Source organism: Actinoplanes sp. NPDC000266 (genome assembly GCF_042899005.1).
Taxonomy (GTDB): domain Bacteria; phylum Actinomycetota; class Actinomycetes; order Mycobacteriales; family Micromonosporaceae; genus Actinoplanes.
Window position 1 is genome coordinate 173,455 of the sequence record NZ_JBIAZI010000014.1, and the last position, 24,399, is coordinate 197,853.

Annotated in this window: 24 protein-coding genes; 6 read left to right on the top strand and 18 right to left on the bottom strand. The window is 71.6% G+C overall.

Annotation, left to right across the window (positions count from 1 at the left end):
• Positions 1 to 6 precede the first annotated feature (6 nt).
• On the top strand, positions 7 to 639 hold the full coding sequence (locus ACFY36_RS43360; protein ID WP_499751763.1) for a hypothetical protein: 633 nt from the start codon (positions 7 to 9) through the stop codon (positions 637 to 639).
• An 18-nt stretch (positions 640 to 657) separates the two neighbouring features.
• Here ACFY36_RS43360 and ACFY36_RS43365 read toward each other — a convergent pair whose 3' ends face one another.
• Positions 658 to 1,299, bottom strand: a complete 642-nt coding sequence (locus ACFY36_RS43365) for a DUF2382 domain-containing protein (RefSeq protein ID WP_499751764.1) — start codon at positions 1,297 to 1,299, stop codon at positions 658 to 660.
• A 109-nt stretch (positions 1,300 to 1,408) separates the two neighbouring features.
• Here ACFY36_RS43365 and ACFY36_RS43370 point away from each other — a divergent pair, with 109 nt between their 5' ends.
• A complete protein-coding gene (locus tag ACFY36_RS43370) occupies positions 1,409 to 2,224 on the top strand; it encodes a PRC and DUF2382 domain-containing protein (RefSeq protein WP_499751765.1) in 816 nt (271 codons plus the stop codon).
• On the opposite strand, the gene ACFY36_RS43375 is transcribed toward ACFY36_RS43370, so the two are convergent.
• The 5 genes from ACFY36_RS43375 to ACFY36_RS43395 all read right to left on the bottom strand — a co-directional run bounded on the left by ACFY36_RS43375 (position 2,217) and on the right by ACFY36_RS43395 (position 8,438).
• Positions 2,217 to 2,534, bottom strand: coding sequence for a DUF6401 family natural product biosynthesis protein (locus ACFY36_RS43375; protein ID WP_499751766.1), 318 nt, complete (start codon positions 2,532 to 2,534; stop codon positions 2,217 to 2,219). The genes ACFY36_RS43370 and ACFY36_RS43375 overlap by 8 nt on opposite strands.
• Positions 2,535 to 2,631: 97 nt before the next feature.
• Complete coding sequence (locus ACFY36_RS43380) at positions 2,632 to 3,624, bottom strand: nitronate monooxygenase (protein WP_499751767.1); 993 nt, start codon at positions 3,622 to 3,624, stop codon at positions 2,632 to 2,634.
• 20 nt (positions 3,625 to 3,644) lie between these two features.
• Positions 3,645 to 4,439: an alpha/beta hydrolase gene (locus tag ACFY36_RS43385; protein ID WP_499751768.1), complete on the bottom strand. Its 795-nt coding sequence runs from the start codon at positions 4,437 to 4,439 to the stop codon at positions 3,645 to 3,647.
• Between the two features lie 49 nt (positions 4,440 to 4,488).
• Positions 4,489 to 7,011, bottom strand: a complete 2,523-nt coding sequence (locus ACFY36_RS43390; RefSeq protein WP_499751769.1) for a LuxR C-terminal-related transcriptional regulator — start codon at positions 7,009 to 7,011, stop codon at positions 4,489 to 4,491.
• Positions 7,008 to 8,438: a GNAT family N-acetyltransferase gene (locus ACFY36_RS43395; RefSeq protein WP_499751770.1), complete on the bottom strand. Its 1,431-nt coding sequence runs from the start codon at positions 8,436 to 8,438 to the stop codon at positions 7,008 to 7,010. Before ACFY36_RS43395 ends, ACFY36_RS43390 begins: the two co-directional genes overlap by 4 nt.
• A 70-nt stretch (positions 8,439 to 8,508) precedes the next feature.
• On the opposite strand from ACFY36_RS43395, the gene ACFY36_RS43400 reads away from it, so the two are divergent.
• The gene (locus ACFY36_RS43400; protein ID WP_499751771.1) at positions 8,509 to 9,141 is read left to right on the top strand and encodes an HD domain-containing protein; all 633 of its coding nucleotides are present in this window, start codon (positions 8,509 to 8,511) and stop codon (positions 9,139 to 9,141) included.
• Between the two features lie 27 nt (positions 9,142 to 9,168).
• A complete protein-coding gene (locus ACFY36_RS43405) occupies positions 9,169 to 9,510 on the top strand; it encodes a putative quinol monooxygenase (RefSeq protein WP_499751772.1) in 342 nt (113 codons plus the stop codon).
• A gap of 9 nt (positions 9,511 to 9,519) precedes the next feature.
• Here ACFY36_RS43405 and ACFY36_RS43410 read toward each other — a convergent pair whose 3' ends face one another.
• Positions 9,520 to 10,242 carry an SDR family NAD(P)-dependent oxidoreductase gene (locus ACFY36_RS43410; protein WP_499751773.1) on the bottom strand — a complete coding sequence of 241 codons (723 nt, stop codon included), beginning with the start codon at positions 10,240 to 10,242 and terminating at the stop codon, positions 9,520 to 9,522.
• Between the two features lie 71 nt (positions 10,243 to 10,313).
• Here ACFY36_RS43410 and ACFY36_RS43415 point away from each other — a divergent pair, with 71 nt between their 5' ends.
• A complete protein-coding gene (locus ACFY36_RS43415) occupies positions 10,314 to 10,772 on the top strand; it encodes an NUDIX domain-containing protein (RefSeq protein WP_499751774.1) in 459 nt (152 codons plus the stop codon).
• On the opposite strand, the gene ACFY36_RS43420 is transcribed toward ACFY36_RS43415, so the two are convergent.
• The 10 genes from ACFY36_RS43420 to ACFY36_RS43465 are packed head-to-tail and all read right to left on the bottom strand — an operon-like array spanning position 10,738 to position 21,648.
• A complete protein-coding gene (locus ACFY36_RS43420; RefSeq protein WP_499751775.1) occupies positions 10,738 to 11,454 on the bottom strand; it encodes a hypothetical protein in 717 nt (238 codons plus the stop codon). The two genes, ACFY36_RS43415 and ACFY36_RS43420, sit on opposite strands and share 35 nt — an antisense overlap.
• 51 nt (positions 11,455 to 11,505) lie before the next feature.
• A complete protein-coding gene (locus ACFY36_RS43425; RefSeq protein WP_499751776.1) occupies positions 11,506 to 12,984 on the bottom strand; it encodes an aldehyde ferredoxin oxidoreductase N-terminal domain-containing protein in 1,479 nt (492 codons plus the stop codon).
• On the bottom strand, positions 12,975 to 14,246 hold the full coding sequence (locus ACFY36_RS43430) for an enolase C-terminal domain-like protein (RefSeq protein WP_499751777.1): 1,272 nt from the start codon (positions 14,244 to 14,246) through the stop codon (positions 12,975 to 12,977). The genes ACFY36_RS43425 and ACFY36_RS43430 overlap by 10 nt, the downstream gene beginning before the upstream one ends.
• Entirely contained in the window at positions 14,243 to 15,067 is an 825-nt protein-coding gene (locus ACFY36_RS43435; protein ID WP_499751778.1) for an amidohydrolase family protein, read from the bottom strand. Before ACFY36_RS43435 ends, ACFY36_RS43430 begins: the two co-directional genes overlap by 4 nt.
• Positions 15,064 to 16,008: an aldo/keto reductase gene (locus tag ACFY36_RS43440; RefSeq protein ID WP_499751779.1), complete on the bottom strand. Its 945-nt coding sequence runs from the start codon at positions 16,006 to 16,008 to the stop codon at positions 15,064 to 15,066. Before ACFY36_RS43440 ends, ACFY36_RS43435 begins: the two co-directional genes overlap by 4 nt.
• On the bottom strand, positions 16,005 to 17,528 hold the full coding sequence (locus ACFY36_RS43445; RefSeq protein WP_499751780.1) for a sugar ABC transporter ATP-binding protein: 1,524 nt from the start codon (positions 17,526 to 17,528) through the stop codon (positions 16,005 to 16,007). The genes ACFY36_RS43440 and ACFY36_RS43445 overlap by 4 nt, the downstream gene beginning before the upstream one ends.
• On the bottom strand, positions 17,528 to 18,484 hold the full coding sequence (locus ACFY36_RS43450) for an ABC transporter permease (protein ID WP_499751781.1): 957 nt from the start codon (positions 18,482 to 18,484) through the stop codon (positions 17,528 to 17,530). The genes ACFY36_RS43445 and ACFY36_RS43450 overlap by 1 nt, the downstream gene beginning before the upstream one ends.
• Entirely contained in the window at positions 18,481 to 19,515 is a 1,035-nt protein-coding gene (locus ACFY36_RS43455) for an ABC transporter permease (protein ID WP_499751782.1), read from the bottom strand. Before ACFY36_RS43455 ends, ACFY36_RS43450 begins: the two co-directional genes overlap by 4 nt.
• Positions 19,512 to 20,597, bottom strand: a complete 1,086-nt coding sequence (locus ACFY36_RS43460; RefSeq protein WP_499751783.1) for a mandelate racemase/muconate lactonizing enzyme family protein — start codon at positions 20,595 to 20,597, stop codon at positions 19,512 to 19,514. The genes ACFY36_RS43455 and ACFY36_RS43460 overlap by 4 nt, the downstream gene beginning before the upstream one ends.
• A gap of 10 nt (positions 20,598 to 20,607) precedes the next feature.
• Positions 20,608 to 21,648 (bottom strand): sugar ABC transporter substrate-binding protein, encoded by a 1,041-nt coding sequence (locus tag ACFY36_RS43465; protein WP_499751784.1) that lies wholly within the window; start codon positions 21,646 to 21,648, stop codon positions 20,608 to 20,610.
• Between the two features lie 96 nt (positions 21,649 to 21,744).
• On the opposite strand from ACFY36_RS43465, the gene ACFY36_RS43470 reads away from it, so the two are divergent.
• Positions 21,745 to 22,410: a GntR family transcriptional regulator gene (locus ACFY36_RS43470; protein ID WP_499751785.1), complete on the top strand. Its 666-nt coding sequence runs from the start codon at positions 21,745 to 21,747 to the stop codon at positions 22,408 to 22,410.
• 1,223 nt (positions 22,411 to 23,633) lie between these two features.
• Here ACFY36_RS43470 and ACFY36_RS43475 read toward each other — a convergent pair.
• The gene (locus ACFY36_RS43475) at positions 23,634 to 24,275 is read right to left on the bottom strand and encodes a class I SAM-dependent methyltransferase (protein ID WP_499751786.1); all 642 of its coding nucleotides are present in this window, start codon (positions 24,273 to 24,275) and stop codon (positions 23,634 to 23,636) included.
• Between the last annotated feature and the right edge of the window lie 124 nt (positions 24,276 to 24,399).

Genomic DNA, 24,399 nt, shown 5'->3' on the forward strand with positions numbered 1-24,399 from the left:
CTGGCGGTGATCGATGAACGGGAATCCCCGCGGACGCTGCTCACCGCCGTCGTGATCGGGCTCGGCGGGCTGTTGCTGGCCGCGGCCGCGCTGACGCTGGCCAGCCCGGCGATCACGGTCGGGCTGCTGCCCGAGTGGTTCGTCGACCACGATGCCGCCCAGCTCATCATGCGCGTCGCGGGCGCGGTCGTGATCGTGGTGGTCGTGCTGTGTCTCGTCGCGGCGGCCCGATGGAGCGCCGCACGTCTCACCGGCACGACGGTGGCCAAAGGGTTCGCCGGCTCCGCCGCGGTGGCCTTCTGGCTGCTCTGCGTCGCGCTTCCGATGATCGCCGACCGGGATCCGGGCCTGCTGCGGGAGGCCGCGCCGGAGACCTTCGGCGACTATTCGGCGATCGACCGGACCATGCTCCTCAGCGGGCTGCTGGCCCTGGGTCTCCCGCTCCTGGCGGCGGTGATCGCCGGGGCCCGCTACCGGGCGCGCGGAACCGCCGGCGTCCTCGTCGTCCTCGTGCTCCTGATCTTTTTCCCGGTCGTCACCTCGGTGCGCGACGGCGTCAATCATCTCCAAGAGGCGCGGCGCGACAACCGGACCGAATGCGTTTACTTCGTCGGCGGTTACGACTGCCCCGGCGACTGAAATGGCACGCGATTCCGTTCAGTCGGCGGGGCCCTCGTATTCGATCTGTTCTTTGTGGACCGGAGCGGCAATGGTTTCCTGGTCGGTCACGGTCTGTTTGCTCAGGCGTACGCGCTCGACCGGCACCCGCTCGGTCGTCACGACGGGGCGCTCGGCGTAGAGGGTCGTGTCGGTGGGCGGAAGGTCCGGGGCCTCGACCGGCACCCGCTCGAGGTGCACCTCCTCGCGGGTGACCGGGACGGTCACCTGACGCTCCTCGGTGACCAGGTGCTTGCGCAGGCGCACCTTGGTCACGGGTTCCTTCCGCACGCTGGTGACCAGGCGTTCCTCCGAGCGCGTCATAGCGTCGCCGTAGCCGTAGTGCGCCTGGAGACGGTCGGCGTCCGCCTGCTCCAGCGGACCCTCCGTGTCCAGCATGGGCGCGGCCCGGACGTGGGTCTCGTCGACCGCGACGGTCAGCCGGCCGTTGTCCAGGCGGGCACCGCGCAGGGGCACGAAGGACTCCTGGAAGCTCATCGAGCCGGTGCTGACCGTCACCCACAGTGGTTCGCCGCCGTGCGGGTCGAGGTAGATCCGGCCGGCCGTTCCGAGAGGACGGCCGGCATTGTCGTATACCTCGGCGCCGCTCAGGTTGCCAAGATCATCCTGTGTGATCGCCATTTTCGGGTGATACCCACGAGGCGGCGTAAAACACTTTCGAATCGCATGCATGACGGCAAAGGCCACGGGTACGGATTGGGGCGTACCCAGCTCCAAGGAGGACCCCCTGATGATTACTCTGGACCAGGTCCGCGCTCTGAGCGGACACAACGTGTACGGCCCCGACGGCGACAAGATCGGCAGTGTCGGGCAGGTGTGGGAGGACGGCGCCGGGCAGCCCACATGGGCGAGCGTCAAGACCGGCCTGTTCGGGCTCAAGGAGTCGTTCGTGCCGCTCAGCCAGGCCGACCTCGACGGCGACCGGCTGGTGCTGCCGTTCGACAAGGCCAAGGTGAAGGACGCGCCCAACGTGGACGCGTCGCACGACGAGCCGCTGACCCAGGACGACGTCGAGCGGCTGTACGAGTACTACGGGCTGAACTGGCAGGACAGCGCCCGCGCCTACGAGGCCGGTGCGGCCGCCGGAAACGCCAACTACACCGGCACGGGCTACTCCCGCACGGACGACAACTACACCGGCCGTGACCGTGACGGCGACGACGACGGCGCGATGACCCGCTCCGAGGAGCGCCTCGAGGCCGGTACCCGGCGCGAGGAGGCCGGCCGGGCCCGGCTGCGCAAGTACGTGGTGACCGAGCAGCAGCAGGCCACCATCCCGGTGGAGCGCGAGGAGGTCCGCCTCGAACGCGAGCCGATCACCGGCGCCAACCGGGGCGCCGCGTTGGCCGGCCCCGACCTCACCGAGTCGGAGCACGAGGTCACGCTGCACGCCGAGCGCCCGGTCGTGGAGACCGAGACCGTCCCGGTCGAGCGGGTGCGCCTGGGCAAGGAGCGCGTCACCGACGAGGAGACCGTCACCGGCGAGGTGCGCAAGGAGCGCATCGAGGCCGACCTCCCGGGCGAGGACAACCGCCGGTTCAGCTGAGCCGTTCGGCCAGGACGCAGACCGCGAGCAGGTGCAGGGAGGGCCAGGAAGCGCCCTCCCACCCTCTCGCGGTCTCGCCGGCTCTCCACCCCTTGGCCGTGACCGCGTCGGCGACCCCGTCGGCGTAGGCGGCCAGCGCCTCCGGCCGTGCGTTCCCGATGGTGTCGCGGATCTGCGCGATGTGCTGGTCGACCGCCGCCGCGAGGCCGGGCCGTGACCGCATGGCCGCCATGCCGTCCGCGCCGAGCCGCTGTGACCACTGCTCCAGCGCCAGATGGGCCGCCGTGGTCACCCGCTGCCTCATTTCCATGACCAGCGACCGTACGGACCCTCTCCGTACCCGGCAAGGGCGAAAACCGGCATTCGGCCCGTTCGGCCGGGTCGTGGTCGGCCGGCCGGACGAATCCCTACGGGGTCAGCGCCTTGATCAGCTCGGCCACCGGGCCGGGGCGGGCGGCGGCGAAGCCGGTACCGGCCCACAGGTTCAGAGCCGACGCGTCGCCGGCGGCCGCGGCGGCGGCCCGGATCGGCGCCGTCAGGTGGTGAAGGGCCGGATATCCGACCGGCGCCGCCTCGGAGTAGGCGTCGATGAAGCGGTTGCGCAGCCCACGCGCCGGATGACCGGTGAACGCCCTGGTCACGGCCGTTTCCCGATAGGCGCCGGAGAGCATGGCCTCGCGCTGGGCGGGCCGGGTGCCGGCCTCGTCGGCCAGCAGGAAGTACGTCCCGGCCTGCACCGCGGCCGCGCCGGCGGCCAGCAGCGCCGCCACGTCGGCGGCCGAGCCGGTGCCGCCGGCCGCGACGACCGGCCGCGAGGTCACCGCGAGCACGTCGGCCAGCACCTCCGAGGCCGTCGTGGTGCCCGCGTAGGCGGCCGGGTCGGTGGTCGAGGCGTGACCGCCGGCCGTTCCGGCCTGGGCGATGAGGGCATCGGGCCCGGCGGCCAGAGCCTGTACCGCCTCGTCGCGGTTGGTCACCGTGATCAGCACAGTTCGCAGGGCGGCGACAGCGTCGGCGGGCGGAACACCGAAGGTGAAGCTGACGTACGGCACCTCGTACTCGATCGCCAGCGCCACCTTGGCGTCGAAATGGTCGTCGTCGGTGAGACGCAGCGGCGGCAGCTCCACCCCGTAGCGCGCCGCCTCCGCGAACAGCCTCTCCCGGTGCCGGAGGAGCGGTTCCCGGTCCGGCGGCGCCGGCATCGGCACAAAGATGTTCAGGCCGTACGGCACGTCGGCGCTCCGTACCGTCCGCAGCTCCTCCTCGACCGCCGCCGGCGTCTTGTACCCGGCCGCGAGGAAGCCGAGCGCCCCGGCCTTCCCGGCCGCGACGACCAGGGCCGCTGTGGTGGGCCCGCCCGCCATCGGGGCGACGACGATGGGACCGGGCAGTTCGCGCATGGACCGACCCTACGACGCCGTCACCGGGTGATGCCCTGGCGGGACAACCAGTCCAAGGTGGCGTCGGCCACGGCGCGCCAGCCGGGGTCGACGGTCAGGGAGTGGCCCCGGTCGGGGAACTGCTTGAGGTCGGTGACCGCGGTGGAGTCGCCGTACAGCTTGAACGCGGCGCGGGTGACCACGTCCGGCACGGTGTGGTCGCGCTGGCCCGAGACGAACAGCAGGGGAGCGCGGTCGGCGCGGCCGGTGTCGACGGCGGCCGGGGAGTTCTTCGTGAAGTTGGCGAATGCCGCCTCGAACAGCGGGCGGCCCGGCGACGGGATCGTCCAGCGGTCGAACAGGGCGTCCGACTCTTCCGGATCGAGGGCGTTGCCGAAGCCGTACCGGAACTGCGAAGCCGTCAGCGAGACGGCCCGGCGCTTGTTCGCCGGGTTTCCCAGCACCGGGAAACCGGAGCGCAGCTGGGCGAACGGGAGCGGCTTGACGCCCTTGATCTGGGCCGGGTCGATGGCCACGCCGGCCCGGCCCAGGCCCATGGCGAGCAGCTTCTGCGTGATGAGACCGCCGAAGGAGTGGCCGATGATGACCGGCGCGCTGGGCAGCCCGCGCACCACCGAGGCGTAGTGGGCGACGACGTCGTCGATGCCGATGCCGGCCACCGCCGACGGGTTCTCGCGGGCCTCGGCGACGGTCGCGGGCTCGCCGGGCCAGCCGGGCGCCACCGGGTCGAAGCCGCGGGCGGCGAACAGGTCGCTCCAGGGCTGCCAGGAGGAGGAGTGGAGCCAGAGACCGTGGATGAGAACAACAGGTGTCATGCCGAGAAGAGTCGTCCCGCAGTCATGGCACCCGAATCAGTTGAATGACCTAACCCAGCGCGTCGCGCAGCGCCGCCCTCGACGTGATGCCGAGTTTCGGGAAGATGCGGTACAGGTGAGCGCCCACGGTCCGCGGCGACAGGAACAGCCGGGCGCCGATCTCCTTGTTGCTCAGCCCGGTCGCGGCCAGCTCGGCGATGTGCCTCTCCTGCGCGGTCAGCGTCGCCGAGGTCGACACCTCGCCGGCTTGGAGCTCCTGCCGCGCGCGGGCGGCCCACGGCGCCGCGCCGAGCTGCTCGAAGACGGCCAGGGCCTCGGTCAGCGCCACCCGGGCCTCGGTCTTCTCCTTGCGCCGGCGCCGCCACATGCCCTCGGCCAGGCGGACGCGGGCCCATTCGAAGGGGAACGGCTCCCGGCGTACGGCGGCGAAGGTCTCCGAGGAGGGCGCGGTCATCGCCCGCGCGCCCTCCACGAGCAGGTCGAGCCTCGGCGAGATGCCCCGCAGCGTGGCCGCGGCCGTCGCGTGGGCCTCCGCCTGGGCGTCGCGGCCGGTGTGCAGGGCGGCCTCGACCAGGTCGAGCAGCATCCGCGGGGCGTGCTGGGCGTACGGCGGGAAGGTGCCCGGCGCCGTGATGCCCGACGCGTACGTCCAGGCCGTCTCGTAGTCGCCGGAGCTGAGCGCCGACAGCACGCCGATGTCCTCGGCGAACTGGAGCAGGAAACCGACCCGCCGCGGCCGGGCCCACGCCTCGACCTCGGCCTGCAGCTCGGCGGCGCGGGCCGTCTCGCCGCGCTGGGCCGCCACCAGGCCCAGGAACGCCCGGAACTGATGGCCGAACAGCTCGTTGCCGTGCTCGGCGGTCAGCGCGAGACCCTCGGCGCAGCCGCGCACGGCGTCGTCCCACCGGCCGGTCGCGATGTCGTCGAGGACCAGCAGCTGGAGCAGCGTCATCAGCGTGGTCACCGCGCCCGCGTCGCGTTCGCGCTCCACCATCCGGTCGAGGTAGGGGCGCAGGTCGGCCAGCGAGTCGGTGTAGAAGGCGGCCACGCCGAGGCGCATCAGGTCCCACGGCTCGGCCTCGTCGGTGGCGGCGACCGCCTCGCGGATCCGGTCGCGCAGGCCCGCCCCGCGGTGCGCGACGTCGCTCCACGCGTCGCGCGCGAGCAGAGCGGTGGCCGGCAGCCGGTCGCGGAGAAGGTCGACCAGCTCGTCGGTGGCCCGCCACACCGCCGGGTCGGCCGCGAACTGGCTGATGGCCAGCAGCAGGTGCACGACCCGGGCCAGCATCGCGTCGTCCAGCTCGGCGTGCCGGGCCCGCAGGACGCCGGCCACGGTGCCGTGCATGCCGACGTCGCCGTGCCGGTAGAGGGCCACGTAGGCGGCGGTCAGCACGGCGTCCGGTGAGGCGATCCGGCCGGTCGCGGCGACCAGGATCTCGGCGCGTTCCAGCAGACCGGCCTGGCCGGCGATGAAGGCGGCGTCGCCCAGGAGCCGGTCGCGGTCGGCCGGGGCCGGGCTCAGCTCGGCGGCGCGGGTCAGCCACTGGACTGCGGTCGTGGCCCCGCCCCGGCGTACGGCCGAACGGGCTGCCTCCTCCAGGGCTGTCGCGACGGCGGCGTCCGGGTCGACGGAGGCCGCGGCCAGGTGGACGGCGCGGCGTTCCAGGTCGTTCGCGTGCAGGGCGGCCAGGTCGGCGTGGGCCGCGCGGCGTTCGTTGGGGGAGGCCAGCTGCACGACCGCCGAGGCGACCAGCGGATGCCGGAAGGCCAGCCGGGCCGGTTCGAGCAGGCCCGTGGCGCGGGCGGTCTCGACATCACGGGGAACGTACTGGGAGCCGTACCCCTGACGGCCGGCCCCGTCCAGGGCGAGGCGCAGCAGCTCGGCCCGTTCCCGGGCCGGCAGCGCGCGCAGGCGGGAGGCGAAGACCCGTTCCAGGCGGCGGGTCAGCGGCAGATGGTCGAGGCCCGCGGTGGCGCCGGTGGGCAGCTCGACCAGGGCGAGCGGGTTGCCGGCGGCCTCCTGGAGCACCTGGCGCCGCACCGGTGGTTCCAGATCGGGGAAACGACTGTCGAGCAGCTCGGCCGCGTCCTCATCGGACAGTTCGGTGACGGTCAGCTCGTCGAGGCCGGCGTCGTCGAAGGCGGACGGCTCGCCGTCGCGGACCGCCACCAGGAAACGGACCGGGAGGTCGCCCAGGCGCCGGGCCGCGAACGCGAGGACCTGCACGCTCGGCTCGTCGAACCACTGGCCGTCGTCGACCACGAGCATCAGCGGCGGACCGGCCGCGAGCAGGTCGAGCAGGGCGACGCCCAGGGCCATCACGGACGGGACGCTGGTCCCTTTGAGCGCCGCGCCGATGCTGTCGGGCAGGGGCGCCAGCGGATGCAGGAGCTGATGCAGACCGGCGTACGGAATCGCGGTCTCCGCCGGCACACCGGTGGCCCGCAGCACGGTGAAGCCGTCGGCCGGCACGGCGGCCAGCAGCGCGCTCTTGCCGACCCCGGCCTCGCCGCGCAGCAGCAGCGCCGTGAAGTCGCGGAGGCGGGCCAGCTCGCGGGCGCGCCCGATCACGCGACCCGCTTGACGTAGCGGTGGCAGGGCACGGCGATCGTGCCGCCCGCGTGCCGGGCCTGATAGTCGAAGGCGCCGTCGTCGGCCCAGCCGCGCCGCTCGTAGAAGCGCCGGGCCCGCGCGTTGCCGGCCACCACGGCCAGCCAGGCCGTCTCGTGCCCGGCCGCCGCGACCTGCCGCTCGGCCGCGTCGAGCAGTTCGGCCGCCACGCCGCTGCCCCGGCTGGCCGCGGCCACGAAGACCTGCTCGACCTCGTCGCCGTCGACGGTGGCGAAGCCCACGATCGCGCCGTCGAGCACGGCGACCGTCGTCCGCGCGACCATGGCGGCGGTGCGGGTGTCGAAGGTCTCGGGAGTACGGAGCCGGACGAGCTCCTCGGACACGTGCTCCAGATGCCCGTCGCGCCAGGCCGATTCCCAGATCCGCGCGATGGTGGGAACGTCCTCGTCACGGGCTGGCCGCAGATCCGCCGACATGCGCCGACCGTACCGGAACCGCTGCTGGTAGGCGCGGGGCGTGACGCCGATGCGGCCGATGACGGCCCGCCGCAACGTCTCGGTGCTGCCGATGCCGGTGCGCCCGGCGGCCGCCGTCACCGAGTGGCCCTCGGTGAGCAGCCGCAGGGCGGCGTCGACCCGGACCGACTCGACGTATTTGGCCGGGCTGGTGCCCAGCTCGTCGCGGAACAGGCGGGAGAGGTGGCGCGGGCTGACCGCGATCCGCGAGGCCAGCGCCGGGACCGCGTGGTCGCCGGACGGGTCGGCGGCGACCGCGTCGGTCAGTTCCCGCAGCTTCGGGGTGGTCGGGCGGGGCAGCGCCAGCGACGGCGAGAACTGCGACTGCCCGCCCGGGCGCTGGAGGAAGACGACCAGCTCCCGCGCGACCGTGCGGGCGGCCTGCTCGCCGTTGTCCCGCTCGACCAGCGCCAGGGCCAGGTCGATGCCGGCTGAGACGCCCGCGGAGGTGTAGACGGCCCCGTCCCGGACGAACAAGCTGTCCGGCTCGACGGTGACATCGGGAAAGGCCGCGCCGAGCAGGCGGGCGTGGCGCCAGTGCGTGGTCGCGCGGCGGCCGTCGAGCAGCCCCGCCGCCGCGAGGATGAAGGCCCCCGTACAGATGGAAGCCGTTCTCCCCGCCTTTTCCGACAGGAGGCGGGCGGCCTCGATCAGCGGCCGCGGGATCGGGGTCACCGGCAGGGCGTCGCCGCCGACGATGAGCGCGGTGCCGACGTCCCGCGCCTCGTGGGCGGGCCCGTCGACCGGCACGCGCACGCCGGTCGAGCTGACCACGTCGCGGCCGTCGGGCGACCTGACCTCCAGCTCGTAGCCCCCGGCCTCGGCGAAGACCTCCAGCGGCCCGGCCAGGTCGAGCATCTTCATGCCGTCGAAGACGAGCGCGGTGACCCGGTGCACGATCCTGCCTCCCATGTCCCGATCTGTGGCAAGCATGGCAGGAGGGACACGGCATCGCCGCCCGTTCGCGGGTGAGAGTGGGCACATGACCATCGCCGGCATCGACATTCCCGACTCCGCACTGGCCCGCGAGGCCACCGCCCTGGTCCGCGAGGCCACCGACGACCTGCTCTTCCACCACTCCCACCGGGTGTTCCTGTTCGGCTCGCTGCAGGGACGCCGGCTCGGGCTTCAGGCGAGACCGGAGCTCCTGTACGTCGGCGCGCTCTTCCACGACCTGGGCCTGACCCCGCGCTACGGGCGCGACGACCAGCGCTTCGAGATGGACGGCGCCGACGAGGCCCGCCGTTTCCTGCTGGCGCACGGCATCGGCCCGGACGAGGCCCGCGTGGTCTGGGAGGCGGTGGCCCTGCACACCACACCGGAGATCCCGTACCGCCTGGAGCCGGAGATCGCCCTGGTCACCGCCGGGGTGGAGATCGACGTGCTGGGCATCGGCCTCGGCGACCTCGACCCGGAGGCGGTCCGGGCGGTGGTCGAGGCCCACCCGAGGCCGGGCTTCAAGAAGGCCATCGTCGACGCCTTCGCCGAGGGTTTCCGCCACCGCCCGGACACGACGTTCGGCACGGTGAACGGCGACGTCCTCGAACACCGGGTCCCCGGATACCACCACATCGACTTCGTCGACGTCATCGAGAACTCCGCCTGGCCGTCCTGACCAGCGCCCCGGTGGTGCAATACAGCGATGAGCATCTTCGTACGCGCGCGCTTCACCACCCGTGACGGCCGGCGGGCCGAGTTCGAGGACGTCACGGCGGCCCTGACCGCCCGCGCCGCCCAGGAACCCGGCACGCTGACCTATCGCTGGTTCGGCCCGGTCGAGGGCGAATACCTGGTCATCGAGCAGTACGCCGACACGGCGGCCGCCCTCGCCCACAACGAACGGTCGGCCGACCTCCTGGCCCGCGCGGCCGACACCGCCGCGATGGTGTCGGCCGAGCTCTACGGCACCCTGGGCCCCGAGCTGCAGGCCTGGGTGGCCGCCAACCCCCAGGTCACGGCGTACCCCGACTTCTCGGCTGGATAGCGCCCCTCGTCACGCCGTGAAGCCGCCGTCCACGTTGACCGTGGCGCCGGTGACGTAGCGCGCCTCCGGGCCGGCCAGGAAGGCGACCGCGGCGGCGATGTCGGCCGGCTCGGCGTAGTGGCCGAGGGCGGTCAGGGCGGCGATCGTGGCGTCGGGCGGGTTGAGGTCGGTGTCGGTGGGGCCCGGGTTGACCAGGTTCACCGTGATGGCCCGAGGGCCCAGCTCGCGGGCCAGGGCCTTGGTGAGGCCGGTCAGGGCGGTCTTGCTCATCGAGTAGAGCGAGAAGCCGGGGAAGACCGCGCGTTCGGCCACGTTGCTGCCGATGGAGATGATGCGGCCGCCCGCCGGCAGGTGGCGGGCGGCGGCCTGGCAGGCCAGGAACGGGGCCCGGATGTTGACGGCGATCGTCTCCTCGAGGTCGCCGCTTGTCAGCTGGTCGAGCGGGCCCAGGCGGAAGGCGCCCGCGTTGTTGACGAGGATGTCCAGGCGGCCCAGCTCAGCGACCGTGCGGTCGACCGCGGTGGTCACCGCCCCGGGGTCGGCACTGTCCGCCTGGAAGGCGATGGCGGGCCCGGCCACGGATGCGGCCACGGCCTCGGCGCTGGCCTGATCCCGTTGGTACGTCAGGGCCATGCCGGCGCCCGCCCCGGCCAGTTTCCGGGCCACGGCCGCGCCGATGCCGCGCCCGCCGCCGATGACCAGGGCGACTTTTCCGTCGAGTGCGTTGTCCATGATGATGAGCCTGGCCGGTCGGTGCGTCACCGTCTGGCGGAGATCGGACGCGGCGATGGGGGACCCGGTTCATGACGGACGGCGACAGGATTCCGAGGGCGGCCGCCGTGGTGGTCGACGGGGCTCGCGTACTGGTTGTCAAACGGTTCCTGCGGATGGACGACGACTGTCCGATGTGTTCGGACGGGGAGCGGGTGTGTCCCGGGCACGACTACGCGGTGCTTCCCGGCGGGCACGTCGAGGCCGGTGAGAGCGCGGCCGAGGCGGCCGTGCGGGAACTGCGCGAGGAGACCACGCTGCGAGCGGCGATCGACCGGCAGATGTGGACCGGCTGGCACAACGGGCGGCCGGCGTTCTACTTCCTGATGAGCGAGGTCACCGGGGTGCCCGCGCGGGCGGGGGACGAGCTGCTGGACGACGGGCCGGACAACCGATCCGAGCTGATGTGGGCGGGGCCGGAGCAGTTCGAGGCGCTCAACCTGCACCCGGCCGACGTCAGGGCGCCGCTGACGGAGCTGCTGGCGGGTTAGGGGCCGACGGGCGCCCGGCGACCAGATCGGCGATGTCGAGGCCCCAGCGGCCGAACCGGGCGTCGAAGCCGTCGGCGCGGGCCTGGGCGCGGGCCCGGCGGGCCGCGTCGTAGCGCTTGCGGGCCCAGGCCGACGTGGGCCGGGCCAGGCGAACAGCGCCGATCCAGGCCACCGGTGGCAGGAAGACGCCCAGGACCGCCGTCGAATACTTTCCCTTGCGTACGCAGACCAGGAGCGCCGTGAGGTGAACGAGTGCCGCCGCCAGCACCGTGAGGTGGCCGGCGCCGAGGCCGGCGTCGGACGTGAGCGGGTTCAGCCCGAGCAGCACCAGCCCCAGCACGCTCAGCGTCAGGGCCACCAGCCGCACGGACAGCTGCCCCTCGGGCGACCAGTACACGTCCTGCAGATGCAGGATCAGCGCGAACTCGTCCAGGATCAGCGACGAACCCGCCCCGATCAGCACTCCCGCGATGTCGGCCCAGGGCCGGTGACCGCCCACCGCCACCGACAGGTAGGCGCCGGCCAGCGTCAGGATGATGCCGGGCACCGCGTGGTGAATGTGGACGCCACCGGAGACGTTGTCGCGGAACGGCCCGACCCCGGCCCGGATCAGCCGCGTGATGGTGCGGGTCGCCACGAACGTCACCAGGAACGACACGAACAGCAGCGCGAACGGTGTCATCCCTCCAGCATCCGTGCCGGCCCGCCCGTGCGGCCCGCCAGGAGACGACCGTCACGGGGCGGAGGTGAGGACCTCTTCGCGCAGAGCGTCGGCCGCGGCCTCGAAGGACGGGCGGTCCAGGACGGCGCCCGCGTATTTGCCCGACCGTACCGGCTCGTCGAAGAACAGGTCGGGCATGACGCCGGGAGGAAGGCCCAGGCGCTGGTTGACCTGGTGTTGCAGGCGCAGGCGGGTGGCGCCCAGCGCGAGCACGTCGGGCCGGCGGCCGGTCACCGCCTCGACCAGGTCCTCGACCATCGTGAGGGTCAGCGGCCGGGTCGGTGTGGACGCGAACAGGCACACGCCCAGGGCGTCCAGACCGCTCCACAGGCGCATCAACTGGGCCGTGCGCTCCACGTCGAGCTCGCCGCGCGGGCGGGGGACGGCCAGGCCCAGACGTTCCATTTCGGGATAGGCCGCGGGCAGGCCGTCGACCGGGTCGAAGTCGAGGTCGTGCTCGATGATGTCGTAGCGCGGGCCGATCGGGGCCACCACGTAGGCCAGTCCCAGATTGGGCTGCACGCGCGGGTCGAACGGCGGGACGGCCACCCCATTGACGGTCAGGCGGCCGGTCGCCGAGACGGGATCGGTGCCCTGCTGTTCGTGGACGCGGAGCTGGGACCAGTCGCCACCGAGGGCGGCCAGTGCCTCCTGGTGCAGCCCCGCGCCGGCGTACACCTTGACGCAGTCGGTGGGGCAGCCGGGGCAGGCGGCTATGGCCGCCGGGCCGGGTGGTGGCGGCGGGCTGAAGCCGCGCGTGGTGTCGGTGAAGCCGTCGACCGGGGCGTAGCCGGGCTCGCCCGACCACACGCCGAAGCCGGGAAGGCCCTTCTGCCACGACGAGAGCGAGTTCGCCGAGGCCGCCGAGGCGTAGCGGGCGGCCAGTGAGGTGAGGACCGAAGGCGAGCGCACCGGCGGAACTGAAGATCCCACGCACACGACCGCCTTCACGTTGCGCTCGCCGAGGACGGCGCCGAAGCCGAGTCGCGGCAGCGGGTGGTGGCGGCAGGTGATGACCGAGGCGTACGGCACCCCGCGCTCCCCGGCCGGCCCGATCACCGCCACGGCGGCCGAGGCGCCGTAGCGGCCGAGCAGAAGCGACGTGGCCTCGCCGGTCTCCAGGCCCCACAAATCACCGGCCGGTTCGATCCGGGCCGCGCCGTCCTCGATGACGACGACCGAGGGGGAGGGTGCCCGCCCGTACAGGACGACGCCGGTGACCCCGGCCGCCCGCAGGCCGGCCGCGAACGGGCCCTCGGCCCGGGTCTCGGCGATCCCGCCGGACAGCGGCGAGACACCCACGGCGGCGCAGCGGGCCGTGCCCACCGCGCCGGAACCACCGACGGTGCCCGCGACGAGCGCCACCGGCGGGTCACCGGCGGGCGCGGCCAGCACGTGCCGCAGCGCGGCCACCGGGCCGTCGTAGTCGCCCTCGACCGGCGGGACGACCGGGGCCGCCCCGCCGGAGAGGGAAACGGCGATCAGGCCCACTCGGGCCCGTCCGGGAACGAGTACCGGGCGATCGACGCCGGGAGCATCCGCGCCGAGAAGCCGGGCGCGGACGGGGCCTGATAGGCGCCGTCGCGGATGACCACCGGGTCGGTGAAGTGCTCGTGCAGGTGGTCGACGTATTCGATGACGCGGTTGTCCAGGCTGCCCGAGACGGCCACGTAGTCGAACATCGACAGGTGCTGTACGACCTCGCACAGGCCGACGCCGCCCGCGTGCGGGCACACCGGCTTGCCGAACTTGGCCGCCAGCAACAGGATCGCCAGGTTCTCGTTGACGCCGGCCACCCGGCAGGCGTCGATCTGCACGAAGTCGACCGCCTCGGCCTGGAGCAGCTGCTTGAAGACGATCCGGTTCTGCACGTGCTCGCCGGTCGCCACCGGCACGCCCGCGCCCCGGCGGATCGCCGCGTGGCCCAGGATGTCGTCCGGGCTGGTCGGCTCCTCGATCCACCACGGCTTGTACGGGGCGAGCGCGGCCATCCAGTCGATCGCCTCGGCCACGTCCCAGCGCTGGTTGGCGTCGACCGCGATGCGGATGTCGTCGCCCACGACCGAGCGGGCCAGCCGCATCCGCCGCACATCGTCGGCCAGGTCGGCGCCGACCTTGAGCTTGATCTGGCGGTAGCCGTCGGCCACGGCCTCCCGGGCCAGCCGGGTCAGCTTGGCGTCGTCGTAGCCGAGCCAGCCGGGCGAGGTGGTGTACGCGGGATAGCCGTGCCGCTCCAGATGAGCGATGCGCTCGTCCCTCCCGGCGCGGGCGTCCTCCAGAATGGACAGTGCCTCGGCGGGCGTGAGGGCATCGCTGAGGTAACGCCAGTCGACCATCTCGACGATCCGCGCGGGTGACAGGTCCGAGAGATAGCGCCACAGCGGCTTGCCGGCGGCCCGCGCGGCCAGGTCCCAGGCCGCGTTGACGAGCGCGGCCGCGGCCAGGCTGGTGACGCCCTTCTCCGGGCCGAGCCACCGGATCTGCGAGTCGTGCGTGAGCCGGCGCGAGAACTCGCCGAGGTCGCTCGCGTCCCGCCCGACCACGAACGGGGCCAGGGCGTCGATCGCGGCCCGGACCACCTCGTTGCCCCGGCCGATGGTGAAGGTGAACCCGTAGCCCTCGGCGCCGGAATCGGTGCGCAGCACCACGTACGCGGCCGAGTAGTCGGGGTCGGGGTTCATCGCGTCGGAGCCGTCCAACTCGCGCGAGGTGGGGAAACGCACGTCGTACGTCTCGATGGCGACGATGTTCAAAGTTGTTGCTCCAAGCGGTAGGTGCGAACGGCGGTGCCGCCGAAGACGTCCTCCGGCATCCCGCCGAGTGTTTCCGCCAAGGCGTTCTTCACCTCGGCATACGTGGCGGCCAGCTCGCAGACCGGCCAGTCCGAGCCGAACATCAGCCGGTCGGTGCCGAACAGGTCGACGGCGGTCTCCACGTACGGTTTGAGGTCGCCGGCCGTCCAGTTCCGGTGGTCGGCCTCGGTGACCAGACCGGACAGCTTGGCGACGACGTTCGGGTGGGCGGCCACGGGCGCGACGAGGTCACGCCATTCGGCCAGGCCGCCGGCCGCGATGGCCGGCTTGCCCAGGTGGTCCAGAACGAACACGGAGTCGGGGAAGGCGGCCGCGGCCCGCGCCACCGAGGGCAATTGGCCGGCGCTGACCACCAGTTCGTTGACCAGCCCGGCCGCCGCGACGGTGGCCAGCCCAGCGTGCAGCTCATCCAAGAAAAGGGGCCCCTTACCCTGCACCTGGTCGCGGATGCCGACCAACAGATGCCCGCCGGTCCCGGCGCGGTGCCCCTCGATGGTCGCGGCGAGTCGCGGTGAGGCGAGCGAGGCCCAGCCAACGACGCCGGCGATCTCCGGGGTCGCCTCCGCGATCTCCAGGAACGACGTCGTCTCCGCGTCGTCGCCCCGGCCGGCCTCGACGAGCACGGTCCGGTCGACGCCGGCGGTGGCGAGCGCCGCCCGCAGATCGTCCACTGTGTAGTCGCGCCGGATCCGGGCCAGCGACGGGTCCTGGATCCAGGCGTAGTCGGCGGTCCACAGGTGGTGGTGCGCGTCGATGATCACGCGTCGAGTTCCTTCCACAGCTCTTCCGGGATGGGCAGGGTCGCCATTTTGACCGCGTCCTCCACCTCTTCAGGCGACCGGACGCCCACGAGCACACATGTGATGGCCGGGTGGCGGAACGGGAACTGGAGAGCGGCCGCCCGCAGCGGGACGCGGTACTCCGCGCAGATCCGCTGCATCTCGATGGCCCGTTCGAGGGTCGATGGGTCGACCGGCGCGTAGTCGAAGGTGGCGTCCGGCGACGGGTCGGCCAGCAGCCCCGAGTTGAAGACGCCGGCCGCGATGACCGACACGCCGCGGGAGAGGCAGAGCGGCAGCAGCTCGTCGGCGCCCGACCGGTCCAGCAGCGTGTAACGCCCGGCCAGCAGCACGCAGTCGAGCCGGCCCGTGCGCACGAAGTCGGCCAGCATCGCCGACTGGTTCATGCCGGCCGAGACAGCCCCGATCCGGCCCTCGGCGCGCATCCTCACGAGCTGGGGCAGCGCCTCGCCCGAGGCCGCCTCGAAGTGGTCGTCCGGGTCGTGCAGGTGCACGATGTCGGCGCGGTCCAGGCCGAGGCGGGCGAGGCTCTCCTCGTACGAGGTGAGGACGCCGGAGGCGCTGAAGTCGAACACGGGGGCGACGTCGGCCGGTTCGGCCCAGATGCCCTGGTCCTCGCCGTCGCCCGGCCGCAGCAACCGGCCGACCTTGGTCGACAGGGTGAACGACGACCGGTCCCTGCGGGCCAGCACCCGGCCCGCCCGCAGCTCGGTCAAACCGTTGCCGTACAGCGGCGCCACGTCGAAATAGCGGATCCCCAGATCCCAGCCACGCTCGACGGTCGCGGAAGCCTGCTCCTCGCTCACCGGCGAGTAGAGGCCGCCGATCGGCGCCAGTCCGAGCCCCAGCCGGGTCACCTCGACCCCGGTCGTGCCGATGCGGGCCCGTTCGATCGGGTTCATGCCGCGCTCACTCCTGTTTCGATGTGTGTCCCGGCGTGGATCAGCCGGATGATCTGCCGGCTCATCCGCGCGTAGTCGTGGTCGTTGGCCAGCTCGCCGACGATCCGCAGGCCGCTCATCACCGCGATCCGGTCGGCCAGGGCCACTGTCTCGGGCAGGTCGGAGGATATGAGCAGCAGGGCCAGCCCGTCCGCGGCCAGCCCGGCGATGAGCTCGTGGAAGGCGGCCTTCGTGCGGACGTCGATGCCCACCGTCGGCTCGTCGACGATGAGGATGACGCAGTCGGCGGCCAGCCATTTGGCCAGGCTCACCTTCTGCTGGTTGCCGCCGGAGAGCTGGCCGGCCAGCTGCTGCGGCGAGGCGATCCGGATGCCGAGCCGTTCCACGTACGTGTCGGTGAGCTTCCGTTCGCTTCTGTCGCCGATGAGTCCGGCCTTGGCCAGCCGCCGCCACACGGTGACCGCGATGTTGCGGGCGATCGGCTGTTCCAGGAACAGTCCCTCGTCCTTGCGGTCCTCGGTGACGTAGCCGAGGCGATGCCGCCGCAGCGCCTCGCCGACCGACCCGATCCGGGCCGGCTTCCCGTGGATCTCGACGGTGCCGCCGGTGATCCGCTCCAGGCCGAGGATCGCCTTGGCCAGCTCGCTGCGCCCGGCGCCGACCAGCCCGTACAGGCCAAGAATCTCTCCGGGCCGCACCGACAATGAGATGCCGGAGTGGCCCAGCGCGGTCGAAACCCCGTCGAGCCTCAGCGCCGGCTCGGCCGTGGCGGAGACGGTGCGTTCGGGAAGGGAGACCGATTCGTACGCCCGGCCCACCATGAGGTCGACGACCTGGCTCTGGGTGAAGTCCTTGAGCGGGGCCGCCTCGGTCACGCTGCGGCCGTCGCGCAGCACGGTGACCGTGTCGGCGACCGCGAAGACCTCCTCCAGCTTGTGGCTGACCAGCACCACGGCGTGCCCGGAGTCGCGCAGCCGCCGCACGACCGTGTAGAGCCGGTCGGCCTCGTCGCCGGTCAGCGACGCGGTCGGCTCGTCGAGCAGCAGCACCTTGCTGTCCAGGCTGAGCGCCTTGGCGATCTCGACGAGCTGGGCCTGCGCCACCGACAGCCGCGAGATGGGCGCGTCCGGGTCGAGGTCGACCTCGAGCAGGCCGAGGACGCGCCGGGCCTCGGAGCGCATCCGCGCCCGGTCGACCCAGCCGCCGGTGCTCGGCAGGTGGTGCAGCGAGATGTTCTCGGCCACCGAGAAGGCCGGGATGAGGTTGCGTTCCTGGTGCACCACACCGATTCCGGCCCGCTGAGCGTCCATCGGGTTGCCGAAATGCCGCTCCTCGCCGTCGAGCACGATCCGGCCACCGTCCGGGCGGTGAACGCCGGTGAGCAGCTTGACCAGGGTGCTCTTGCCGGCGCCGTTCTCGCCGAGCAGCGCGTGGACCGTTCCGGCGCCCAGCTCGAGCGTGGCCTCGTCCAGGGCCCGTACGCCGGGAAAGGTCTTGACCAGTTTCTCCGCGGTCAGCATCAGGTCGTCGCCAGCCTTCCGGTGAGCCTCTCACGTGCCGTGCCGAGCAGGACGGCGCCCAGCACGACGGCGCCGATGATCAGGTCGACCCAGCGCGGGTTGATGCCGAACTGGGCCTGCATGACGTCCACGAGCCGGATGAGGAAGGCGGCCAGGACGGTTCCGGTCACACTCACCATGCCACCCGCGAGGGCCACGCCGCCGATGATCGGGGCCGCGAAGCTCGGCAGCAGCAGGTCGTCGCCGATGGTCGCGTTGACCGAGCCCGAGGCGGCCACCGTGAGGACCGCCGCCACACCCGCCAGCAGACCGGAGAGGCCGTGGGCGACGATCAGCGACCGGTCGTTCGAGATGCCGGAAAGCCGCGCCGAGAAAGGGCTTCCGCCACTGGCCAGCAACCGGCGCCCGCTGACCGTCCGGGCGAAGTAGAGCCCGACCAGCACGGCCACCGCCAGCGCGGTCAGGAAAACCAGGGGCAGACCCAGGAACGAGGCTTTCCCGTACGCCCGGAGGCCCTCCGAGTAGCCCTGAAAAGTGTCCGGGCCGTTCACCCCGTACCGGAGCCCCTGAATGATGGTCATCGTGGCCAGGGTGACGATGAAGCCGTTGATGCGCGTCAGCACCACCAGGGCGCCGTTGGCCAGGCCCACGACCAGGCCGAGCAGCAGCGCCGCCGGGACCGCCAGCACCGCCGGCAGCCCGGTCTCGAGCATCAGCCAGGCCGACACCATCGCGCACAGGCCGGTGAGCGCGCCGACCGACAGGTTCATCTGGCCGACCGCCAGCACCACCATCTGGGACAGCCCGATGACGATCGGCACGGCCAGGAAGCGGAAGAACGCGCTCAGGGTGCCCGAGGAGAGCAGGTTGCCGCCGGTGGCCACGGCCAGCGCGACGAAACCGAGGATGGCGATGACGGTGAGCGTGAACTCCGGCGTACGGGAGAAGCGCTTCATGGTTTGGCCCCTCGTCTCTCGGCGAGAACGTGGCGGAGGCGGTCCAGCGACAGCGCGGCCAGCAGCACGAGTCCGATGTAGAGCTGAAGCTGGTCGAGCTGGAACTGCAACAGGTTGAGGCCCTTGTAGATGACCTGGGTGAGCGTGGCGCCCAGAACCGTGCCGAGCACACTGACGGCGCCGCCGGCCAGCAGCGTGCCGCCGAGGACGGGAGCGAGGAACGACGGCAGCAGGAAGCCGTCACCGATGCTGGCCGAGAAGGCGCCGTTGTTGGCGGCGAGGAGGAACCCGGCCAGCCCGGCCACCAGGCCGCTGAGCGCGTGGGCCTGGACGATGCGGCTGCGGGTCGGAATGCCGGACAGCTCGGCGGCCCGGATGTTCGAGCCGGTCATCAGCATCTCCCGGCCCAGCCGCGCATAGCGGAAGAGCAGACCGGCCAGTAGCGCGGCAGCGACCGCGAACGGGACCACCAAAGGGATCCGGGGCCCGCAGACGTCACCCAGGCAGTAGTCGGCGAACGTGTCGAACCGCAATGCCTCCATGCCGGCCGGCATCGTCGGGAAGGCCACGCCGTCGGTGACGCCGGTGTAGAGGATGGTGATGAGGCCGACCAGCGCGAAATCCATGGCCAGGGTGACCACGAACGAGTTCACGCCGGTCCGCGAGATGATGAGCCCGGCCAGCGCGCCGAGCGCGGCCCCGACCAGCAGCCCGGCCGTGAGACTCAGGACGAGGCCGAAGCCGAGCTTGTCGTGGACCAGGCCCATGGCGAAGGCGCTCGTCGCGGCCATCCGGCCGACCGCCATGTTCATGTGCCCCAGCGACAGGACCATCAGCTGGGACAGGCCGACCACGACGTAGACGCTGATGTCGGCCTGCATGGGCACGAGCGTCAGCTGCGTGTCCATGAAAGCGGGCCGCAGCGCGGTGAACAGGACGACGAGCGCGACCAGCAGCACGACCAGGCCCAGGCGCGGGTTGGCCCAGATCGGCATCCTCCGGGCGCGCGGCGCGGCCGCGACCGCCGTCATCGCTTCCTCCGGTCGTCGATCGCGTCGCGGTCCCAGGCGATGCCGAGCCCGGGCGCCGACGGGGCGAGCGCCTTGCCGTCCTCGACGGCGATCTCGTCGAGGGTGATGGCCCGCAGCTGCGGGATGTGTTCCAGATAGCGGCTGTTCGGGACGGCGCAGCACAGGCTGATGTGCAGCTCCATCAGGAAGTGCGGGCAGACCACGATGTTGGCCGCCTCGGCCAGGTGCGCCACCTTCAGCCACGGGGTGATGCCGCCGACGCGGGCCACGTCGACCTGGACGACACCGGCCGCGCCGCGGCGCACGTACTCGGCGAACTGGCCCGGCGCGTACATGGATTCGCCGACGGCGACCGGGATCGTGGTGTTGCGGGACAGGGCCTCGTGCCCGGCGACGTCCTCGGCCGGCAGCGGCTCCTCGAACCAGTACGGGTCGTACGGCTCCAGCAGCCTGGCCCGGCGGACGGCGTCGCTCGCGGTCAGCGCCTGGTTGGCGTCGAGCATGACGTCGAAGCCGTCGCCGACCGCGGCCCGCACGGCCGCGACCCGTTCGGCGTCCTCGCGGGGTGACCGGCCGACCTTCATCTTGATACCCGGCCACCCCGCCTTCTTGCTGGTGAGCGCGCCGGATACCAGCTCCTCGGTGGTGAGCTGGAGCCAGCCGCCCTCGGTGTCGTACAGGGGAATGCGGTCCTTGGCCCCGCCCGCCAGCACCCACAGCGGCTGGCCGGCCTCCTTGCACCGCAGGTCCCACAGCGCGGTGTCGACCGCGGCCAGCGCCAGGGACGTGATGGCGCCGACCGTGGTCGCCTTCGTGTGCAGGAACAGGTCCCGCCACACCGCCTCCACCCGCCGCGGGTCCTGCCCGGGCAGCCGGGGCAGCAGATAGTCGCGCAGCAGCGCGAGCACGGCGGTGCCGCCGGTGCCGATCGTGTACGTGTAGCCGGTGCCTTCACCGCCGTCGTCCGTACGGATCTCGACGAACACCGTCTCCTGCGCCAGGAACGTCTGGAGGGCGTCGGTGCGCAACGTCTCGACGGGCACGTCGATGAGGTACGCCTCGGCGTGGGTGATGACGGGCACGGGTGCTCCTTCAGTTACAGGCCAGATACTGGTCGTCGAACGCCTTGCGCAGCTCGCCGGTCTTCGCCTCACGGTCGTTCTCGTACGTCTCGACCTCGGCCTTGGTGACCACGAAGGAGCCGGAGTCGACGGTCACGCCGGGCTCCTTCATCGTGCAGCCGCCGGAGAGCTTCATCAGCGCGTACGACCCCACGAGAGCCTGGCCGACCGGGTTCTGCAGGACGGTGCCGGCGACCGAGCCGTCCTTGATGCCGTCGAGGATCGTCTTGTCGTCGTCGATGGCGATCACCTTGATCGGCAGCTTGGCCTGCTTCACACCCTCGGCCGCGGCCACAGCCGGGTTGTAGGCGGTGTTGACGATCGCGTTGATCTGCGAGCCCTTGGCCGCGAGGAGGTCAGCCACGGCCTTCTGCGCGGTCTGCAGATCGGTGTCGATGTCGGTGACGACCTGGAGGATCTTCACCTGCCCGCCGGTCTCGCCGACCGCCTTCTCGACACCGGCGATGCGCCGCTGGGTGTTCGAGTCGACCTTGTTGCCGGTCAGGTGGACGAGGTTGCCCTTGCCGCCGATCGAGTCGATGGCGGCCTTGGCCGCCTTGTAGGCGGCCTCCTGCACGTCGGTGGAGAGGCAGAAGTCGGCCTTGTCGACGTCGCCGGCCGGGCAGGACGCGAGCGAACCGACGGCAAAACCTTGGCGCTTGAGGTCCTCGAAGGTGGAATTGATGTTCTCCGGGGCCACACCGAAGATCCCGAAGGCGTTGTAGCCCTGCGCCGCGAGGGACTTCACGACGTCGTTCTGCTTGGTCTGGTCCCAGCCGGAGGTCTCGTTGAAGGTGACGTCGGCGAGCTTGAACTCGCTCTTGGCATCGGCCGCGGTCGTCTTCCAGGGCTGGAAGTAGGGATGGGCACCGCCCGGCACCAGCGCGATCTTCACCTGGCCGGGGGTCTTACCTGACGCTGCTTGCTCGTTGTCGCTCTTCTTGGTGCATCCGGCCGACGCGACGATCGCCACGAGGGCGACGCCGGTGCCGAGACGCCGCACGAGACTCATCCGGCTTCCTCTCAACTTCGTAGATCCTATAGGATGTTTCCTGGATGTGTACCGGGTCACATGCCGGACCGTCAAGACCTCAGGAAGAGTGGCTCCATGACGCTGCCAAGGCTCAAGCGCTCCACGCTGGGCGACGATGTCTACGACACGCTCCGCTCGGCCGTCCTGGAGCACGTCATGAAGCCGGGCGACCGGGTCAACATCGACGCCCTGGCCCGCGATCTGGAGGTCTCGCCGACGCCGGTGCGGGAGGCCCTGGCCCGCCTGGAGTCCGAGGGGCTGGTCCGCAAGCGCCCCCTGGCCGGATATACGGTCAGCCCGCTGCTGACCCGCGCCGAGTTCAACGACATGTTCGACATGCGCCTGCTGCTGGAGTGCGCGGCCGCCCGCTGGGCCGCGTCGAGGGCGACCCCGGAGCAGCGCTCAACCCTGACGGTGGAGGCGGCCCGCACGATAGAGGGCGGCGACGACCGCCAGTGGCACGCGGCGTTCACCGCCCTGGACGCCCACTTGCACGACCTGATCGCGGAGGCTTCCGGAAGCCCGCTGCTGCGCGAGAGCATCACGCGGCTGCACTCCCACTTGCATTTGCACAGGCGCTATTTCCCGTACGCCCAGACAGCCGTGACCAACGACGAACATCAGCGCATAGCGGCGGCGATCGAGCGCTCAGACCCCGACGCCGCCGAGGAGGCCATGAGGGTCCACCTGACCCGCGCGCGGGAACGGCACCTGGTCGCCTTCCAGGACGAGACTAAGTAGGCGTCGAGCTCGCTCAATAATGCTCTCGCCGCGGTGTCGAGAGCATGCTGGCGCGTATCCCCACACCAGCGACGTGTCGAATCGTTTCCTCGAGAACCTCCACGGACCAACGTTCACACCAGCCATCACTGGCCCACTTACGCTTGGTGACGGGACGCGCCTTGTCCGCAGCATGAGAATGCACATCTCGGTGGCCGGAAACACTTTATTTTTGATTGGCGTGATCCTTTCTTTGCTGTCGATCTTCGGGGTGCGGGATAATAGTTCATGGCGCAGCTGGGGTTCTTTTCGAGGTCCGTTATTGCTTCTTTGCGGGATTGGTCGGGCGTGCCGAGTCATTCGCCGGAGATGGTGGAGTTCCGGCGTGGTCAGGATGAGCGGCGGCGATGGGGTCTTAAACGACGCCATGCGTTGAAGTTGTGTCGCCTGCATGGGTGTTCGCGCTTGTGTGGGGAGTTGGGTTTGCATGATCCGACTGAGCGGATACCGCCGCTGGTCTGGGATGAGGAGGTCGACTGGGTGCGGCGCCCGAGTCCGGGCGGGTGCGTGGAGCAGCCGGTGACCACTTCCGGTCCGGATCGTGTGCCGCCGACCGCGTCGGCCGGTTGTTCAGAAAAGCCGGTCGAGGCCGACACAGTGACGCGGGTCGAACCGGCCACCCAAGCCGAACCGGCAGTCCGGGCCGACCCGACAGTCCGGGCCGAGCCGGCCACCAAGGCCGAGCAGGCAGCCCGGGCCGAGCCCATCGCCCCGGCCCCGCAGGCAGTACGGGCCGAGGCGGGGGTGCGGGTCGAGCCGGCCGTTGAGGCCGAGACGGCAATGCGGCCCGAATCGACGGATCGGGCTGAGGCGGTGGCGCGGGCTGAGATGGTGACGCCGGACCGGCCGGCGGGTCACGCGAAAGTCGCCGCGCGGGCCGGGTCCATCGGGCTGGGTGGATCCTTAAGCGTCGCTCGTAGGCGTCGACCGGGCCATTCGGGATCGGATGTTTCACATGACTCCGGCCGGCGGCGCGCAATTGCGGCAGCACACGTGCCGGAAATGACGTCACGAAATGATCGACGAAACCGGAATTGCGACCAGGGTGATCTCCGCCGTCGGCTGAAGCGTGCCGCTCGGTCGCTTCCTGATTAGCATTTATCGAGCTACCGCGATCGTCACCAGCTCGGCGTTGGACAGCTTCGCCGGCCGGCCGTGCCAGTCGTCGATCTTCACCAGAATGGCTAGGACTGGCCGGGGAAGCGCGTCTTTCGGGCTACCAACTGCAGGGCGGTGGCCGGGTGGGCGTTCATGGTTTCGACCTCGACCTCCCACGTGGCCGCGGTGGCGAAGTGGGAAAGGATCAGTCGTTCCAGCCAGTCGGCGCTGTGGTGGCGCAGGACGGCTCCGTCGTCGGTTTGGAACGTGCCGTACGGGCCGTGGGTGCCGGCGTCCCGCTCGTAGCGGGCTATGTTGCGGTCGTCGACCTGCAGTAGCAGGTCGCTGACGTAGAGGAGGCCGCCCGGCCGCAGGACGCGGGCCAGCTCGGCGATCAGGTCGCGCTGGTCGTTCTCGGACGGCACGCAGGTGAGGACTGCGATCAGGAGCACGGCGTCTACGCTGCCGTCGGCGTGAGGCAGCCGCGGTGGATCGGCGAGCACGTGGAACGGTAGCCCGGGGTGGTCGCGGCGGGCCCGCTCGATCAGCGCCGCCGACGGGTCGAAGCCCTCGACGTCGGCGAAGCCGTGCTCGCGGGCCAGAGCGGTGACCCGCCCGTAGCCGCACCCGTAGTCGACGATCCGTGACCCGGCGGGCAGCCACGAGAAGTCGACGGGATGCGTGAACGTCTTCCCCGCGCCGGTGGTGTCCCAGTAGGGCTCATACACGCCCCTCATTCTTCCACCGCCGCGGCGGCATTGACCCTCGTGACGTCTTACCGTACGGTAATGCATTACCGAAGGGTAAGGCGAAGGAGTGGGTCGTGCTCGAGGGGCGGCTGGTCCTGTCCTG

What these genes read in the sequence shown, in the direction of transcription:
- ACFY36_RS43455 (WP_499751782.1), bottom strand. Translation starts at nt 19,515, where the DNA reads ATGACGGCGGTCGCGGCCGCGCCGCGCGCCCGGAGGATGCCGATCTGG.
- ACFY36_RS43450 (WP_499751781.1), bottom strand. Translation starts at nt 18,484, where the DNA reads ATGAAGCGCTTCTCCCGTACGCCGGAGTTCACGCTCACCGTCATCGCC.
- ACFY36_RS43365 (WP_499751764.1), bottom strand. Translation starts at nt 1,299, where the DNA reads ATGGCGATCACACAGGATGATCTTGGCAACCTGAGCGGCGCCGAGGTA.
- ACFY36_RS43420 (WP_499751775.1), bottom strand. Translation starts at nt 11,454, where the DNA reads ATGACACCGTTCGCGCTGCTGTTCGTGTCGTTCCTGGTGACGTTCGTG.
- ACFY36_RS43415 (WP_499751774.1), top strand. Translation starts at nt 10,314, where the DNA reads ATGACGGACGGCGACAGGATTCCGAGGGCGGCCGCCGTGGTGGTCGAC.
- ACFY36_RS43385 (WP_499751768.1), bottom strand. Translation starts at nt 4,439, where the DNA reads ATGACACCTGTTGTTCTCATCCACGGTCTCTGGCTCCACTCCTCCTCC.
- ACFY36_RS43395 (WP_499751770.1), bottom strand. Translation starts at nt 8,438, where the DNA reads ATGGGAGGCAGGATCGTGCACCGGGTCACCGCGCTCGTCTTCGACGGC.
- ACFY36_RS43370 (WP_499751765.1), top strand. Translation starts at nt 1,409, where the DNA reads ATGATTACTCTGGACCAGGTCCGCGCTCTGAGCGGACACAACGTGTAC.
- ACFY36_RS43405 (WP_499751772.1), top strand. Translation starts at nt 9,169, where the DNA reads ATGAGCATCTTCGTACGCGCGCGCTTCACCACCCGTGACGGCCGGCGG.
- ACFY36_RS43445 (WP_499751780.1), bottom strand. Translation starts at nt 17,528, where the DNA reads ATGCTGACCGCGGAGAAACTGGTCAAGACCTTTCCCGGCGTACGGGCC.
- ACFY36_RS43400 (WP_499751771.1), top strand. Translation starts at nt 8,509, where the DNA reads ATGACCATCGCCGGCATCGACATTCCCGACTCCGCACTGGCCCGCGAG.
- ACFY36_RS43380 (WP_499751767.1), bottom strand. Translation starts at nt 3,624, where the DNA reads ATGCGCGAACTGCCCGGTCCCATCGTCGTCGCCCCGATGGCGGGCGGG.
- ACFY36_RS43410 (WP_499751773.1), bottom strand. Translation starts at nt 10,242, where the DNA reads ATGGACAACGCACTCGACGGAAAAGTCGCCCTGGTCATCGGCGGCGGG.
- ACFY36_RS43465 (WP_499751784.1), bottom strand. Translation starts at nt 21,648, where the DNA reads ATGAGTCTCGTGCGGCGTCTCGGCACCGGCGTCGCCCTCGTGGCGATC.
- ACFY36_RS43440 (WP_499751779.1), bottom strand. Translation starts at nt 16,008, where the DNA reads ATGAACCCGATCGAACGGGCCCGCATCGGCACGACCGGGGTCGAGGTG.
- ACFY36_RS43470 (WP_499751785.1), top strand. Translation starts at nt 21,745, where the DNA reads ATGACGCTGCCAAGGCTCAAGCGCTCCACGCTGGGCGACGATGTCTAC.
- ACFY36_RS43375 (WP_499751766.1), bottom strand. Translation starts at nt 2,534, where the DNA reads ATGGAAATGAGGCAGCGGGTGACCACGGCGGCCCATCTGGCGCTGGAG.